The organism is Rasiella rasia, from assembly GCF_011044175.1.
Classification (GTDB): domain Bacteria; phylum Bacteroidota; class Bacteroidia; order Flavobacteriales; family Flavobacteriaceae; genus Marinirhabdus; species Marinirhabdus rasia.
On record NZ_CP049057.1, the window covers coordinates 3,034,810 to 3,051,740 of the forward strand.

Below are 16,931 nucleotides of genomic sequence, written 5' to 3' on the forward strand. Positions count from 1 at the left end.
TAACAAACCCAAACTCATGAAACATTTCTTCTTCTTTTTATTGTTTGCCGCTACAACCTCGTACTGTTGTGGGCAACAATTGGTGTATACGCCAAAAAACCCAGCCTTTGGCGGAGATCCGTTTAATTACACGTGGCTACTTAATTCTGCCAATGCACAAAATCAGTTTAATGATGATTTTAGCAGCCTTGATGCCTTGGGCGATTTCGACTCACTTCTACAGAATCAGCTCTTACAGCCTTTTAACAATGAAACACCAGAAGTAGGAACCACCAGAGAAGGCGATCTAGAATATGAAGTTTACGAATCTAATGAAGGGTTGGTAATTAATATTCTAAACGTGGTCACAGGAGAACAGTCACAGATTATTATTCCTAACGAATAGGTGCCATGAGACATTCTTTAAACAAACTTGCCATACTACTACTAACTTTGCTTTTAACAAGTTGCGGCGCATATTTTAATCAGCCTACAACACCTCAAGATGCTCGTATTTCAGAAAAAACGCAAGTAACAAGAACTCTAGAGACATTTCCATTGCCAGCAGACCCAATTGTTGTGGGGGTTTACAATTTTAAAGATCAGACTGGGCAATATAAGAATGTTGAAAATGGTAGCACTTTTAGTACGGCTGTCACGCAAGGAGCCACTACAATACTTATTAAAGCATTAGAAGATAGCCAGTGGTTTAGACCGATAGAGCGAGAAAATCTAGGCAACTTACTCAATGAACGGAATATTATTCGCACCACAAGAGATGAGTATAGAACCACACAAAATGAGCCGCCTAAACGAATTAGTCCGTTACTTTTTGCAGGAATCTTATTAGAAGGTGGTGTTATTTCTTACGATTCTAACATCTTAACAGGAGGGGTAGGTGCGAGGTACTTTGGTGCTGGAACTTCTTCACAATACAGACAAGATAGAATTACGGTATATCTTCGCGCTATTTCAACCTCAACGGGTGAGGTCCTTAAAACTGTAAATGTTTCAAAAACTATTCTCTCGCAAGGGGTAGATGTCGGGCTTTTTAAATATGTGAATTTTCAACGTTTGTTAGAGGTTGAAACAGGTTTTACTAAAAACGAACCTGCGCAATTAGCCGTGCAAGAAGCCATTGAGAAAGCAGTAGAAATACTGATTTTAGAAGGCTTAAAAGATAAACTATGGGCTACAAAATCCGGTCCAGAAACAGATCAAGAACTTATAGCAGCCTACAATTTAGAACAGGAGGTAGAGAACGCAACAGGTCTATACGAACGAGCCTATCACGATCATGATTATCGTCATACCGCAAGCGGAGGTATGGGAGTTGCATTTATAGATGGAGATTACACAACGGGTGTAATTGATTTTATGGGTAGCTTAGGATACAAATACAGAATACTTCCAGAGATAAGTATAGGCTTACAAGCACAGATATTCAAACTAAACGCAACCTCAGATAATATAAAATGGTGGTTAAGCGAAAGTGCACAAGTTGAATACAACATCTTACCACATGATAAACTAGCTCCTTTTATTTACGGTGGTCCAGGATTGGTGCTCTTTGCAGACGATACTGAAGAAGAAAACCTGTCGCGTTGGGATGCTTTTTTCAAATTGCAGCTAGGAGCAGGGTTAGAATATGCCTTTAGCGATAGAGTCTCCTTAGTTGCACAGGCAGACTGGAATAGCGTTTTCTCAGATAAGCTAGATAATTTTATTGGTGGTCGAAGAAACGACTTTTACTACAATATAGGAATTGGGATCAATTATCATTTCGGATCTAATAAAACCAAACTAAAACATAAACGTAAATAGTAAGAAGATGAAAGCAAGACCTTTATATATATTCGCCAGCCTACTCGTATTCGTAGGGTTTATAGCCTGTAATGAAGATCGGGTGGGAGAGGATGACACAGGGAGCATAACTGGTACCGTGGTAGCTTCCGGCACCAATTTGCCCATTCCCAATACTAGAATTTCTACGCAACCAATTAGTAGTACAGTGTTTAGCGATAGCCTCGGAAAATTCCTTATTGAAAATGTGCCTACGGGCGAATATGCCGTAGAAGCGCGTGTGGAAGATTATATAACCGATTTTGAACCAACCGTAGTTGTGGCAAACGCTCCAGTAAATGTAGTTTTTGAAATGGAAGTGTCTACCGCAAATAACAGACCTCCTGCAACGCCAGAATTGTTGGCTCCTGCAGAAAATGAAGAATTGCAAAGTATTGAAGCGGTATTTCAATGGACTACTACAGATCCAGAAGAAGACCCAATTGAATACACGCTCGAGTTAAGAAATGATCAAAATACAGAGGTTCAGCTTTTTGAAGAAATTACCGATACCACATTTACCTATTCGCCACTTATTTTAGGCGCACAATACTTTTGGCAGGTTTCTGCTACAGATAATATTAATGAGCCCGTATTAAGTCCAGTAGGGACGTTCTCTGTGATTTCTGCCCCCGTTGACAATAGATTTTTGTTTGTTAGAACAATTGATGGTAACAATGTAATTTATTCTGCAGATGAAAGTGGAGAAGAATTTCAACTTACTTCGCAAGAAAAGAATAGCTACAGACCCAGACGAAATGTGGCAGCCAATAAGATAGCCTATCTACAGTCAGATGGAGCCGAAGTTGATATTTACACCATGAATCGTGATGGAACAGATAAGACTAGAGTAACCTCTGCGGTGAAACCTACAGGGTTTAACTTGAATGAAATAAACTTTTCGTGGCCAGCAAATAGTGATAAAATATACTATCCGCAATTCGATAAACTATATAGAATCAATTCTAACGGACAAGGACTTCAATTAATGTATCAAACTACCGATGGTTCGCTTATTTCCGAAGTAGATGTAAGCGAGAATGATAATATTATCGCTCTTAAAACCAACGATGTAAATGGTTATAATGTTTCCATCTTTACTATAGATTTCAACGGAAATCTCCTCGATACCATACTAAGTGGTGTTGCCGGTGGTGCTGGCGGACTCACACTATCTGTAACCAACACCAAAGTAATTTATGCTTATGATGTGTCTGGATTTGAAGATGCAACCTACAGAAGACTAGACTCTAGACTTTTTGTTTATGATCTTGATACGGCAACACTTACTGATGTCTCTGGAGAAAAGCCCGGTGGTACCAACGACTTGGAGCCTATTTTTGCTCCCAATGAGGCATTTGTAATATTTACCAATACTAGCAATGATGGTATTTCACAAAAAAGTGTCTACCGTTTAGAAATAGAGGAACCTGAAACCCGAGAACTATTATACAACAATGCATTTATGCCCGATTGGGAATAATTTAACGATGAGAAATTGGAATACATATAAACAGATATTGTTTCTTTTGGTATTTACGCTAAGCGCACATTGCATTGCACAGATTTATAATACTGAAGTTGAGGCTAAAATTTTAATTGCGACGGAAAGTGGAAGAAAAATTATAAAGGCCAGTGCATTGAACAAAACACCGCTTAATCATAGTTTGCGATACGAGCTTTTTGTTATAAAGGGAGCTAAAAATAGTATGAATAAATCTCGAAATACTCAAAAAGGTCGTTTTGTACTTCCGCCAAGCGAACAAAAGCAATTAGCAACTACCACTATAAATGTAACAAGTAACGATAGACTTATTGTGCTCCTACTAATTTACAACGCAGAAGACGTTTTACTGGGTAAGGACCAAATAGTGTTTCATAGGGAAGAGAATTTAGATAGTGATAAGGTAATACTCAGGAAGACTAATGAAAAAGCATGAGATACTATATATGAGAGCATAGATGAAGTAATACGACGAGGTATAGTTATAGAAAACATAACAGCTAATTTTGGTGAAGTTTAATTGTTTTTGAGTGTGTAATGTGCGTTTTAGGACAAAATAGGTGCTAAATTTTAGTATTTAATTTTGGAAAACACGTGCTAATTATAGCTAGTAATTTTGTTCATCGATGATATCCTCACTTCATCGATTTGTTAATTTTGTTAACATAAATTTAACATTTGAGCTATTTATTGAAATTTAAGTTGTTTGTCGAGCCTTTTATTTCATACATCGAAATGCCCTTAAGTACTCGTAGTCTGTTTCTTACGTATTTGTACTGTTTTTAAAAAAGGGGTGTTTACCCCCCATGGAAATGTCTCCATTATTTCGGATATTTGGATAAGTAATTGAGATGCATATTCCTCTACAGCAATCAAAATTACATACCCAAAACAAACCCACTTTTTTCACTAATTCATCCCTGAATACAATATTGAGTAAAATCAATATTTGCTTGTGTAGCTATTTTTTTAGCGAACTAAGCTATGATCATGTATTAATTAAACCAATATATTAATCATTTCAATTTTAAAAATTATGAAAAAAGCAATTTTTTGTGGAGTAGCGCTAATGTTCGGAAGCGTAGTATTCGGACAATTTAACGACAGTGATGTATTACAAGTAGGCATCGGTAACATGTCTGACGTAGATCAGACTGGATTATTAAACGAATCTGATGTATTCCAATTAGGAGTAAGAAACGATTCTGAAGTAGATCAAATTGGTATCAGAAACGAATCTGATGTAGACCAAAGAGGAAGAAGAAACGAGTCTACTGTTAGACAAGTTGGAAGACGTAATACTTCTGAAGTAGATCAAAGAGGAAGACGTAACTTTTCTTATGTTGGACAACTTGGTCGTGGTAACGATTCTGACGTAGATCAAAGAGGTAGAAACAACGGTTCTATTGTAGCTCAAATTGGACGTAATAACGAATCTGATGTAGACCAAAGAGGTCGCAACAACGGATCTTTAGTAGTTCAAATTGGTCGTGGTAACGATTCTGACGTTGATCAAAGAGGACGTAACAACGGTTCTCTTGTAGGTCAATTAGGTATTCGTAACACAGCTGATGTTGATCAAAGAGGACGTAACAACGGTTCTATTGTAGGTCAGTTAGGGTTAAACAACTATGCTAGAACTTTACAAATCGGTCGTGGTAACGGTTCATTAACATTGCAAGCTGGTGCTGGAAACGGTGCTTGGACTGAGCAGTTTGGAAGAAACAACACTTCGTTAGTTCTTCAAGTTGGACTTAACAACGGTAGCTATGTACACCAACATGGTCTTGGTCACAACAGTAGTGTAGTGCAGTTAGGAGCTGGAAACGGTTCTGTAGTAGTACAGCACAATCTATAGTAATAACACTTGTTAATTTAACAAGTTTCGTACTAACCATAAAGGTAGTGTGTAGGAAAGTTCTTTCTTATGCGCTACCTTTACCTAATACTAATAGTTTTAAAAATATAGACGTTTGATAAACAGAAGTTTACATATTAGTTTAATTCTCTGCCTTTCTTTATTAGGTTGTACTTCCGTTTTAAGTCAAAATAAAACAAGTGTCAGCGCATTTATAAATCAGACTCCAGCATTAAATTCAGACGTAACGTCAGGCGTGTCTAGTAATAAAAATGTATCGTTAAGTAAAACTGTACAGATACAACAAGTGGGGCAAAATAATTCAGTAAATACCAACATTGTCTCTGTAATAAACAAAACAGATATCCTACAATTTGGAGAAAAAAATGATATCTTTCAAGGAATAATTGCTGGTAAAGTTAAAAATACCATTGTCCAAAGCGGATACGATAATAATATTGTTCATGTAAATACTACAAAATCTAGAGCGCATACCGCAACTGTAATTCAGTATGGTCTACGTCAAAATTTAGTTTGGATTGGAGATAACAGTATCTCACAGAACATGGTCATACGCATGAAAGGTAAAAAACAAACCGTTTTGGTTCGAAATAGGAAGTGATTCAATGAAATGAACTATTTTAGAAACATCATAGCTACATGTTTACCTATACTTATGCTCTCGCTAAGTGTAAACGCACAGCGTTATAATACCGAAATCGTTGCAAAAATTACGCTTGAACAAAAATACAATGCCATTTCAATCACAGGTACCTCTACTAACCTCACTTCTTTAAATCAGAGTTTACGGTATGAATTAACTGTATTTAAAGGAGATAAAGAAAACACCAACAAATCAAAAAATAGCCAGAGTGGTAGGTTCGTTCTTGAGCCTGGCCAACGTAAGGATCTCTCAGTCACGTCCATAAATAGTGATGAGAATGAAAGAATAATTATTTTATTACTGGTTTACAATTCGGAGGATATATTACTAGGCAAAGACAGAATTGTATTAAATGATGATGAGAATGCCACTGGCGATAAAATTATCCTCAAGAAAAAAATCGATACCCTGTCCAATTCCAAAGACAAACAATTTGAAAATGCCGATGGACTTGTGCTTAGAGGAATAGTTGTTGAGGAAACCAAAACAAAGCTTGGGAGCGATTTTTATAAGATGTTTTACTTGACGTATCTTAACGAAGAAATTAATGGACGCGAGATAGTTACCGTAAAAGAGGTCTTAGCTGTTGGTAATAATACCAAGATTGAAATTTATGCAGGTCGTAACCTCATTGCTGAATTTTTTGTAAGACCACAAAACGATTATTTAGTTGAAATGCGAAATCAATCAATAATTCGTATACGAGCCTATTTTATTAACCTTGAAAAGAATGTGTCTCGTGTTAAAAGCTATTAAAATATTTAAAATGAAAACAATTGTATTTTTATTATTCCTTGGGGCTAGTTCCTATGGATTTGGACAGCAACTAGTGTATACTCCTAAAAATCCTGCATTTGGTGGAGACCCCTTTAACTATACTTGGCTGTTGAACTCTGCCAATGCTCAAAATCAATTTGAAGATTCTCAATTAGGTTTAGAAGGTTTTGAAGGCCTAGACGGATTACTTGACAATCAACTTTTCGGTCAATTTGGAGCAAATCAAGAATTACCTCCTGAAGGAACCTCAAGAGATGGAAATTTAGAATATGAGGTCTACCAGTCTAATGAAGGATTGGTAATAAACATCTTAGATATTACTACCGGTGAACAAACCCAAATTATTGTACCAAACAACTAACGCCACAAAGTTTATGCAACAATATAAATATTTCGCTGTATTATTAATATGCTCGTTTTCTTTAGCAGGTTGTGGTGCTTATTTTAATCAGCCCACATCTCCACAAGATGCGCGAATTGCTGAGAATACGGCTCAAACTATGAAATTGCGCGAATTGCCCGAGCCTGCAAATCGTATAGAGGTGGGGGTTTACAATTTTAAAGATCAAACAGGACAATATAAAAATGTTGAAAACGGAAGTACCTTTAGTACCGCTGTTACTCAAGGAGCTACCACTATTTTAATTAAAGCACTTGAAGATTCAAAATGGTTCACACCTATTGAACGTGAAAACCTTGCAAATCTGCTAAACGAACGAAATATTATTAGAACAACACGCGATGAATATCGCAACTCCAACGATACTGCTCCACAACGTCTTAGACCGCTGTTATTTGCAGGAATTCTTTTAGAGGGAGGTGTTATTTCTTACGATTCAAATATATTAACTGGTGGTGTTGGTGCACGATATTTTGGTGTAGGTGGGTCTTCACAATACAGACAAGATAGAATTACAGTCTATTTACGAGCTGTTTCTACGTCATCTGGAGAAGTTCTTAAAACAGTGAATGCTTCAAAAACAATCTTGTCGCAAGGCGTAGATGTGGGGCTGTTTCGCTACGTTAATTTTCAAAGATTACTAGAGGTAGAAACAGGTTTCACTAAAAATGAACCGTCACAAATGGCAGTTCAAGAAGCTATTGAGAAAGCTGTAGAGTTACTTATTTTAGAAGGCATTAAGGACGGGCTTTGGGCTACCGAAGAGGGGCCAGAAAAAGATAAAGAGTTAATCGAGGCCTATAAATTAGAACAAGAATTAGAGAACTCTACTGAGCTATACGAAAGAACCTATCAAGATCATGATTTTAGACATTCGGCCAGCGCTGTAATGGGTATTTCCTTAATTGATGGAGATTATACAACAGGGGTAATGGATTTTATGGGCGGACTAGGCTATAAATATCGCTTTACATCGCAGTTAAGCTTGGGATACGATATTCAAGCTTTTAAGTTAAACTCAACTACCGAACATATAAAATGGTGGCTGAGCCAGAATATTAACGTGGCGTACAACATTTTGCCCCATGATAAACTTTCGCCTTTTATATATGGTGGCGGGGGTGTAATTACCTATATAGACGATAAAGAAACCGATCTTAAACCTAACGATACCTTCTATAAATTACAATTGGGGGCAGGGCTTGAATATATGTTCACAGACCGTGTTTCTCTGGTGTTACAAGGAGACTGGAATACTACATTTACAGATAGACTCGATGGGTTTGTAGGCGGTAGAAGAAATGATTTTTATTACAACCTAGGTGTCGGAATTAACTATCATTTTGGATCAAATAAAACAAGAATTAAACATAATCCTAAATAGCATGATGACGAAAGATAGATATTTATATATTTCAACATTTCTTGTCTTAGTTTTAGCCTTATTTTCATGTAATGAAGATAGAATAGGCGAAGACGACACGGGTTCTGTTAGTGGTACTGTAGTAGCTTCCGGGACTAATGTGCCATTAGCTAACGTGAGAATCGCTACACAGCCTATTTCTAGTACAGTTTTCACAGATAGTCTTGGAACATTCTTAATTGAAAATGTTCCTGTAGGAGATTATGCCGTAGAAGCTCGAGTTGAGGATTTTATTACAGATTTTGAGCCTACAACTGTTGTGGCAAATGCTACTGTAAATGTTGTATTTGAATTAGAGGTGTCTACTGCAAATAATAGACCTCCAACAAGTCCTCAGTTGCTTACTCCAGCCGAAAATGAAGTCTTACAAGGTGTAGAGGCGACTTTCTCTTGGACTTCAGAAGACCCAGATGGTGACCCTATTGAATATGCTATAGAACTTAGAAACGACCAGAATGACGATGTACTGCGCTTTGAAGAAATTACTGATACTACATATACGTATAGCCCGCTAATTCTAGGAGCGAAGTACGTATGGCAAGTAACCGCTACAGACAACATAAACGATCCTGTTTTAAGTCCGTTAGGCACCTTTTCTGTAGTTATGGCACCAGTAGACAACAGAATTTTGTTTACTCGAAATATTGAAGGAAACAATGTGATCTTCTCTGCAGACGAAGATGGGTCAGAGTTTCAATTAACTCCATCTGATAAGAACAGCTTTAGACCCGTACGTAATGTAGCCGCCAACCGAATTGCATTTTTACAAGCAGATGGGGCAGAGGTAGATGTCTTTACAATGAATAGAGATGGAAGCGATACTAGAAAAATTACAAGCTCTGTAAAGCCAGCAGGTTTTAATTTAAATGAAATTAATATTTCATGGCCAGAAAATAGTACAAAAGTGTATTTCCCTGTGCTGGATAAATTATACCGAATAAATACCACAGGACAAGGGCTAGAATTAGTATATCAAACCACAGATGGATCCTTAATTTCTGAAGTGGATGCGCATGAATTTGATAATGTCATTGCGCTAAAAACAAATAATCTAAGCGGTTACAATACGTCAATTATAATAATAGATAACGCGGGAAATTTATTAGATACCCTATTTAGTAATATGGATGGTGCCGTGAGTGGTTTAGAACTATCTGTCGATAATAATCAGGTGTTGTATACATATGATGTTTCAGAATTCCAGAACGCAGCATACAGACGTCTAGATTCTAGAGTATTTATCTATAATCGAACTACAGACGTTGCTACTGAAATTTCTGGGGCAAAAGAGAATGGTACTAACGATTTACAGGTGAAATATTCACCCAATGAAGCGGAAGTTATTTTGATGAACACTTCAAACGATGGTATTTCTATACAAAATATAGTAACCCTTGAAGTAGATTTTATTGATAACGACGGCCAACGCGTTGTATTTAAAGAAAACGCTTTTATGCCAGATTGGGAGTAAAGTAATAATTTAGAAGAGCTTAAAAAAAACGTTCCGAATTTTCGGGACGTTTTTGTATTCTGTACTTTTGTTGATCTAAGTATACCCTATGAGTCAAGAAATTTCAAAACGTTATTCGCAACGAGGTGTTTCCGCAGGGAAAGAAGATGTACATAATGCAATTAAAAATGTGGATAAGGGATTATACCCAAAGGCATTTTGCAAGATTGTACCCGATTATCTCACTGGAGATGAAGACTATTGTTTGGTCATGCATGCAGACGGGGCGGGCACAAAGTCTTCGTTGGCATATATGTATTGGAAAGAGACTGGCGACATTTCTGTTTGGAAGGGTATTGCTCAAGATGCGCTTATCATGAACGTAGATGATTTGCTTTGCGTTGGAGCTGTAGACGCAATTACCTTATCTTCGACTATTGGAAGAAATAAAAACCTGATTCCAGGAGAGGTAATTTCAGCAATAATAAACGGAACAGAAGAATTACTAGAAGAGTTAGCATCGTTTGGAGTGAAAATTCATTCAACTGGTGGAGAAACAGCAGATGTAGGTGACTTAGTGCGTACCATCATTGTAGATAGCACCGTAACGGCAAGATTAAAAAGATCTCAGGTAATTAACAATGCTAACATACAACCTGGAGATGTAATTGTAGGCTTAGCGTCCTTTGGTCAGGCCACATATGAAAATCAGTATAATGGAGGGATGGGGAGCAACGGTTTAACCAGCGCTCGCCATGATGTGTTTTCTAGCTATTTAGCTGAAAAGTTCCCTGAAAGTTACGATGCAGCCGTTCCTAAAGAGCTAGTCTACAGCGGTTCCAAAAAGTTAACAGATAGCGTGGCCGAAACACCCTTAAATGCAGGGCAGCTAGTATTATCTCCCACAAGAACCTATGCGCCAATAATTAAGAAAATTTTGGAAAGATATAGTGCTAATGAGATTCATGGTATGGTGCATTGTAGTGGTGGGGCGCAAACAAAAATATTACATTTTATAGATCAACTACACATAGTAAAAGATGCGATGTTCGAAACACCGCCACTCTTTAAAATGATTCAGGAAGAAAGTGGTACAGACTGGAAAGAAATGTATCAAGTGTTTAATATGGGTCACAGAATGGAATTGTATGTTCCTGAAAATATAGCGGAAGAACTCATTGAAATTTCAAAATCCTTCAATGTAGATGCTAAAATAGTAGGCCGTGTACTTGCTTCGGAAGAAAAAAAGCTGACGATTACTTCTAATCATGGAACATTTGTATATAAATAGGGGGTAAGTCGCATACCTTAAAGGTATTTTAATGGAACAGAATAGTGCAGGTAAGAAAAGAGGGTATATCATAGTATTAATTGTGCTAGGCTCTTTGCTGCTTGCAGCAAGTGTTGTAGCGCATCTTCAAGAAGATTATGGAACCTATCGTTTTCTGCGAGGGTTAATATCTTTCTCCTATTTGGCTGTTATTATCTGGTATAAAAAGAGCAAAACTAACATTCTATTAGTCTTGTTTTTGCTTTGCTATGGCATCTCAAGTTTTGCCACTATGGCATATGAAGACAAAACAATAGCGATGCTTTCTCTTATGCTCAATTTTGTATCGTTACTCTTTATAATTAAGGCGCTGTGGCCTAGAGCATCTTTAAAAAATCTAGGTGTTACCTTAACCGTAGTTTTTGCGGCACTAATTGTTGTAAATGGTTATTTGTTCTATCAGTTTATAACCATGCTAAAAGATTTTGCATTTGGAAACTTACATTATGCGGCCATGATACTAGGCGCCATGGCATTGGTAGTTTGCAGTTTTTTGTCGTTAGTATATAATCATTCTTCTAGCTCGAAGGCATCTTTAGTGTTCACCATATTTGTTTTTTTAATTGTATTTGCTGAAGTGTTTAGGGCAATTGCATATTACGATTTTGGTTTTGGTAACACGTCGGTTTATGTTGCCAGAATTATAATAATTCTAAGTACTGCACTATTGGCTCATTATGCAATTATGCCGAAAGAGCCTAAAGACGAAGTTTCTAAAAAACTCTTTTAGCAAAGTAATACTTGTGAAAATGAAAAACTACTATAGTTTTTAGGCTTGCTCGTATCTATTAATAAGTCAAAATATAGATTTACTGTTCGTTGACCTCTTCCGTTATTTATTGTAAATTTGATGCCGCAATGAGCGTTAATTTCAATGCAAGAATGCACTATGTTAGAAAAACTTCAAATTGTAAAAAATAGATTCGATGAGGTGAGTGATCTTATCATTCAGCCAGATATTATTAGTGATCAAAAACAATACGTTCACTTAAATAAAGAATATAAAGATTTGCGAGCGCTTATGGACAAGCGTGAGCAATATATATTGGCTACAGAAAGAATTGCTGAAGCTGAAGAAATTTTGGGAGATGGTAGCGATGCTGAAATGGTTGAGATGGCTAAGATGCAAATGGAAGAGGCGAAAGGAAAGCTAGATAAGCTCGAAGAAGAGATTAAGTTTATGCTTATTCCTAAAGATCCTGAAGATACCAAAAATGCTGTGGTTGAAGTAAGAGCTGGAACCGGTGGAGATGAAGCAAGTATTTTTGCAGGCGATTTACACCGTATGTATACCAAATATTGCGAGTCTAAGGGATGGAAAGTTAGCATAGTAGATTTTAGTGAAGGTACAAGCGGTGGTTACAAAGAAATTCAGTTTGAAGTAGAAGGAGATGACGTCTACGGAACACTTAAGTTTGAAGCCGGAGTACATCGTGTTCAACGTGTGCCGCAAACGGAAACGCAAGGTCGTGTACACACAAGTGCTGCGACGGTAATGGTATTTCCTGAAGCCGAAGAATTTGATGTGCAGATAGATCCCAAAGATGTGCGTATCGATTATTTCTGTTCGTCTGGACCAGGGGGACAATCTGTAAATACAACCTATTCTGCTGTTCGTTTAACGCATGAGCCAACGGGTCTTGTAGCGCAATGCCAAGATCAAAAATCGCAGCACAAGAATAAAGAAAAAGCATTTAAAGTACTTAGGTCGCGACTCTTCGATCTTGAACTAGCCAAAAAACAGGCAGAAGACGCTGAAAAAAGAGGTTCAATGGTAACTAGTGGAGATAGAAGTGCCAAGATTAGAACGTACAACTACCCGCAAGGTAGAGTTACAGATCACCGTATTAACCTAACACTTTACGATTTAGGAAATATTATCGATGGTGATATCCAGAAAATTATTGATGAGCTTCAATTGGTAAGCAATACTGAAAAATTAAAAGAAACGGGAGAAGCATTTTAAAATTGTAAGTATCTATGACTACAGAACAGCTAGTTGAACAAATTCGTAAAAAGAAATCGTTTCTATGTATTGGCTTGGATGTAGACCTCGATAAAATTCCACCACATTTGTTGCAAGAAGAAGATCCTATCTTTGCATTTAACAAGTCCATTATAGATGCTACGCATGAACTTGCAGTTGCTTACAAACCTAATACGGCGTTTTATGAAGCCTATGGTTTAAAGGGATGGAAGGCTTTAGAAAAGACCATTTCTTATTTAAATGAAAAGCATCCTGAAGTATACACTATCGCCGATGCAAAGCGCGGTGATATTGGCAACACATCTACTATGTACGCCAAAGCTTTCTTTGAAGATCTTGGCTTCGATTCTGTGACTGTAGCTCCTTATATGGGGAAAGATAGCGTAGAACCATTTCTCAACTTTAAGGACAAACACACAATTTTGTTAGCCCTTACATCTAATCTTGGAGCATACGATTTTCAGACGAAAGATTTAGAAGGTAAAACGCTATATACTTCGGTTCTAGAAGTTTCTAAAACTTGGGTCAATGCTGAAAATTTAATGTATGTTATTGGTGCGACAAAAGCAAGTTATATTGGTGATGTGAGAGCGATAGTTCCAAATAGTTTTCTGTTAGTCCCAGGGGTTGGAGCGCAGGGAGGTAGTTTAACAGAGGTTTGCAAGTATGGCCTTAATGAGCAGGTAGGTCTACTAATTAATTCGTCTAGGGGGATTATTTATGCTTCAAAAGGGACAGATTTTGCCGAAGCCGCTGCTAACCAGGCAGCTTCCCTACAACAACAAATGGAATCTATTCTAAATGCTGGTTAAAGATCAGTTGCATAACGTACTAGATATTTCTTCTGTTCCCAACAGAATTGTTTCTTTAGTGCCTTCTCAGACTGAACTCTTGGTCGACCTTGGGTTAGAAGATCAGATTGTAGGTGTTACTAAGTTCTGTGTGCATCCAGTAGCTTTACGTAAAGCTAAGGTCGTGGTTGGAGGTACTAAAAATGTTGATTTTGCTAAAATTTCAGCTTTACAACCAGATATCATTATATGTAATAAGGAAGAGAATACCCAAGAGATGGTAGTTGCGCTTAGAGCGCTTGCTCCAGTGTGGGTGAGTGATATTTATTCGCTAGAGGACGCGCTGGGGATGATACGTGGTTTGGGTAAATTATTTAATCTTTCAAAAGTAGCAGAAAAAATTGCCGATAATATTTTACAAAAAAGTGTTGAATTTCAAGAATCTATGCAGAAGGTTCCTAAAAGAAAGGTAGCCTACGTTATTTGGAAAAACCCGTGGATGTTGGCTGGAAGAAACACTTTTATTAATAACCTGCTTGCCTTAAATAATTTTGAGAATATAATTGAAGATAAATCTTCTCGCTACCCTGAGGTTTCTATTGAACTATTAAAAACTGTCGATGTGGTACTTTTATCTTCAGAGCCTTTCCCTTTTTCTGAGAAGGATAGGTTAGCATTAAAAAACACACTAGAAACAAAAGTGTGTTTAGTAGATGGCGAGTATTTTAGTTGGTATGGATCGCGTCTGAAAAACGCCTTTGCCTATTTTAAAACCATACACTAATTATTTATCTGCGCGTTGTAAGGTGAGATGCTTAATCTCACTATATATTTCATACGCTTTTTGCTGCATCTTATCACTTTCCTTAGTGTCTTTTAGAGCAACCTTAAAAGACTTCTTCATGAGCTCAGCATATTTTTGCTGCAGTCTTTCTAATCTCGATTTTTTTGAAAACCACCCTGACATAAATTGTAATTTGTTGGAACAAAACTACAAGAATAGGTGCTCTTTTGGTATTAACAACTCGTTAATCCCTTCCTAAATAATGCTAAAAGTTCAACCTTTAATCTTGAAGGCCAAACACTTGACGTAAGAGTGTAGTGGTTCGAGAAGCGACGTTAGTGCGGATTTTCTTTTCTTCTACTGCAATCATAGTATAAACACCTTCCAAGGCTTGGTTTGTTACATAATCTGTGAGATCGGGGTTCACCTTATTCACAAATGGAACAGAATTGTATTTGGTTATGATATTCTCCCAAATTTGATCGGCTCCAACTTTTTGAAAAGAATTTTTGATTACGGGGTTAAATTTACCGTATAAGGCCGTATTTGTGCGTCCTTCTAAATAGTTGGTTGCCGCATTATCTGGACCTAGTAGTATGTTTTTTGCGTCTGAAAACGTAATACCTTTTACCGCATCTACAAAAATAGGTGTTGCTTCTTTTACAGCATCTTCTGCAGCCCTGTTAAGTACTTTCAAACCTTCATCTGCCAATTTGCCTAATCCAATATCGCGTAAGGTCTTGTCAACTTTTTGAAGTTCTTGAGGCAGAAGAATTTTGACTAAGCTATTTTTATAGAAACCGTCTTTCTGAGTTAATTTTGAAACCTGCTTGTCGATACCAAAATCTAATGCTTGGCGAAGACCATTTGCAATCATTGTTGGGTCTAATCCGCCACCACTTTGTGGTAATGTATTTACCACTTGTTGCAACTCAGCACATGAGATTAGGACGAAACACGAAAAGAATAAAATGACTTTTTTCATAACTTGCTATTGAGGATCTACTTGAAGGGATAAAGATAAAAAAAAGCCCTTCAGTAAGAAGGGCTTTTTAAAAGAGATTATTGAAGTTAATTACTTCACTACTTTTACAGTTTTTGATGCACCGTTAATACGTACATTAACTAAGTAAGCTCCAGAAGAAAGTTTGCTCATGTCTATTGTAGCATTTGCAACACCTGGGTTTGCAGAAATTACTTCTTTTCCTAATACATCGTATACAGTGATTGCTTCAACATTATATTTAGAATGAATGTTTAAAACATCTCTTACTGGATTAGGGAACATGCTAAAGTTAGCAGTAGAAAACTCATCTGTGTTAAGGTTGATATCTCTACCCATTACAACATCGTCGATGAACATTTCGTTGTTTGCAGAAGCAGAGAAAAAGTTAAGTCCTGCTAATTGAACAAATAATTGTGTTCCAAACTCGAAAGGAGCACCAGAAAATTGCTCAGTATCATTAATACTCATAGCCCACTCTTCACCATCAAGATCGTAAACACAAGTTACTTTGAACCATTCGTCTTCTGGATATGCAAATGTAAAGTTAGATGCAGAACAGTCAATTACTCCTGCAACACTTCCAACTCCACCAGAAGCACCATCACAGTTAAAGTAAACATTACCACCCATTAAGGCTTGATTCCAAGCAGTTCCTTCAGGAGTTAAATCTGCTTGCATGTTAAAGTATGCTGATTTTCCAGCTGCTATTCTAGCCCAAAACTGAATTGTATATTCACCATCTGTTGGTTGTAGCGGCGTTAATAATACCATATCTGAAGCTTCGTTACCTGGAATAAGTAAAGACTGTGTTCCAGACAAAGCTTGTGAGTCTACAACTTCAGCGTCGTCACCACTACTAGGAATACCACTCCATGATCTCCATTGTGGACTTTGAGCGTCAAGATCGCCTAAATTGTAAAAGTCAAAATTATCTTCAAAATCTATCTGAGCGTTTGCGCTAAAGGCAAAGGCTACAAATGCTGCTAAAATGTAAATTTTTTTCATAATATTTTATATTTATTAAAAGGATGTAAAAGTCAAATTTACAAAAAAAACAATGTAATTATACAATTCTACACTAATTATTTGCCACATTTAATTGCGAAACGATAAACTGTGTTTTATCCCTGTTTTCG

General features: G+C 37.0%; 18 protein-coding genes. 15 read left to right on the plus strand and 3 right to left on the minus strand.

What is annotated here, in order from left to right; genetic code table 11:
• The first annotated feature begins 16 nt into the window (after window positions 1-16).
• The 15 genes from G5B37_RS13460 to G5B37_RS13530 all read left to right on the plus strand — a co-directional run bounded on the left by G5B37_RS13460 (window position 17) and on the right by G5B37_RS13530 (window position 14,789).
• On the plus strand, window positions 17-385 hold the full coding sequence (locus G5B37_RS13460) for a curli assembly protein CsgF (protein WP_164680544.1): 369 nt from the start codon (window positions 17-19) through the stop codon (window positions 383-385).
• Window positions 386-390: 5 nt separating this feature from the next.
• Window positions 391-1,803, plus strand: a complete 1,413-nt coding sequence (locus G5B37_RS13465; protein WP_164680545.1) for a CsgG/HfaB family protein — start codon at window positions 391-393, stop codon at window positions 1,801-1,803.
• 7 nt (window positions 1,804-1,810) lie between these two features.
• Window positions 1,811-3,304: a carboxypeptidase regulatory-like domain-containing protein gene (locus tag G5B37_RS13470; protein ID WP_164680546.1), complete on the plus strand. Its 1,494-nt coding sequence runs from the start codon at window positions 1,811-1,813 to the stop codon at window positions 3,302-3,304.
• A gap of 7 nt (window positions 3,305-3,311) precedes the next feature.
• The gene (locus tag G5B37_RS13475) at window positions 3,312-3,761 is read left to right on the plus strand and encodes a hypothetical protein (RefSeq protein WP_164680547.1); all 450 of its coding nucleotides are present in this window, start codon (window positions 3,312-3,314) and stop codon (window positions 3,759-3,761) included.
• A 600-nt stretch (window positions 3,762-4,361) separates the two neighbouring features.
• On the plus strand, window positions 4,362-5,183 hold the full coding sequence (locus tag G5B37_RS13480; protein WP_164680548.1) for a hypothetical protein: 822 nt from the start codon (window positions 4,362-4,364) through the stop codon (window positions 5,181-5,183).
• Window positions 5,184-5,298: 115 nt separating this feature from the next.
• Entirely contained in the window at window positions 5,299-5,805 is a 507-nt protein-coding gene (locus G5B37_RS13485; protein WP_164680549.1) for a hypothetical protein, read from the plus strand.
• 9 nt (window positions 5,806-5,814) lie between these two features.
• The gene (locus G5B37_RS13490; RefSeq protein WP_164680550.1) at window positions 5,815-6,603 is read left to right on the plus strand and encodes a CsgE family curli-type amyloid fiber assembly protein; all 789 of its coding nucleotides are present in this window, start codon (window positions 5,815-5,817) and stop codon (window positions 6,601-6,603) included.
• A 10-nt stretch (window positions 6,604-6,613) separates the two neighbouring features.
• Complete coding sequence (locus G5B37_RS13495) at window positions 6,614-6,985, plus strand: curli assembly protein CsgF (protein ID WP_164680551.1); 372 nt, start codon at window positions 6,614-6,616, stop codon at window positions 6,983-6,985.
• A gap of 13 nt (window positions 6,986-6,998) precedes the next feature.
• On the plus strand, window positions 6,999-8,408 hold the full coding sequence (locus G5B37_RS13500) for a CsgG/HfaB family protein (RefSeq protein ID WP_164680552.1): 1,410 nt from the start codon (window positions 6,999-7,001) through the stop codon (window positions 8,406-8,408).
• Window position 8,409: 1 nt separating this feature from the next.
• Window positions 8,410-9,918 (plus strand): carboxypeptidase-like regulatory domain-containing protein, encoded by a 1,509-nt coding sequence (locus G5B37_RS13505; protein WP_164680553.1) that lies wholly within the window; start codon window positions 8,410-8,412, stop codon window positions 9,916-9,918.
• A gap of 88 nt (window positions 9,919-10,006) precedes the next feature.
• Entirely contained in the window at window positions 10,007-11,188 is a 1,182-nt protein-coding gene (locus G5B37_RS13510; RefSeq protein ID WP_164680554.1) for an AIR synthase related protein, read from the plus strand.
• A 31-nt stretch (window positions 11,189-11,219) separates the two neighbouring features.
• Window positions 11,220-11,957, plus strand: a complete 738-nt coding sequence (locus G5B37_RS13515) for a hypothetical protein (protein ID WP_164680555.1) — start codon at window positions 11,220-11,222, stop codon at window positions 11,955-11,957.
• 159 nt (window positions 11,958-12,116) lie between these two features.
• The gene (gene prfA / locus G5B37_RS13520; RefSeq protein WP_164680556.1) at window positions 12,117-13,193 is read left to right on the plus strand and encodes a peptide chain release factor 1; all 1,077 of its coding nucleotides are present in this window, start codon (window positions 12,117-12,119) and stop codon (window positions 13,191-13,193) included.
• Between the two features lie 14 nt (window positions 13,194-13,207).
• Window positions 13,208-14,026: an orotidine-5'-phosphate decarboxylase gene (pyrF, locus tag G5B37_RS13525; RefSeq protein ID WP_164680557.1), complete on the plus strand. Its 819-nt coding sequence runs from the start codon at window positions 13,208-13,210 to the stop codon at window positions 14,024-14,026.
• Window positions 14,016-14,789 (plus strand): helical backbone metal receptor, encoded by a 774-nt coding sequence (locus tag G5B37_RS13530; RefSeq protein ID WP_164680558.1) that lies wholly within the window; start codon window positions 14,016-14,018, stop codon window positions 14,787-14,789. Before pyrF ends, G5B37_RS13530 begins: the two co-directional genes overlap by 11 nt.
• Here the strand turns inward: G5B37_RS13530 and G5B37_RS13535 are convergent, their stop codons facing one another.
• The 3 genes from G5B37_RS13535 to G5B37_RS13545 form a co-directional block, all read right to left on the minus strand.
• On the minus strand, window positions 14,790-14,972 hold the full coding sequence (locus tag G5B37_RS13535; protein ID WP_164680559.1) for a Lacal_2735 family protein: 183 nt from the start codon (window positions 14,970-14,972) through the stop codon (window positions 14,790-14,792). It abuts the gene before it with no gap.
• A gap of 97 nt (window positions 14,973-15,069) precedes the next feature.
• Window positions 15,070-15,774: a DUF4197 domain-containing protein gene (locus G5B37_RS13540; protein WP_164680560.1), complete on the minus strand. Its 705-nt coding sequence runs from the start codon at window positions 15,772-15,774 to the stop codon at window positions 15,070-15,072.
• Window positions 15,775-15,864: 90 nt separating this feature from the next.
• Window positions 15,865-16,800: a T9SS type A sorting domain-containing protein gene (locus tag G5B37_RS13545; protein ID WP_164680561.1), complete on the minus strand. Its 936-nt coding sequence runs from the start codon at window positions 16,798-16,800 to the stop codon at window positions 15,865-15,867.
• Window positions 16,801-16,931: the final 131 nt, after the last annotated feature.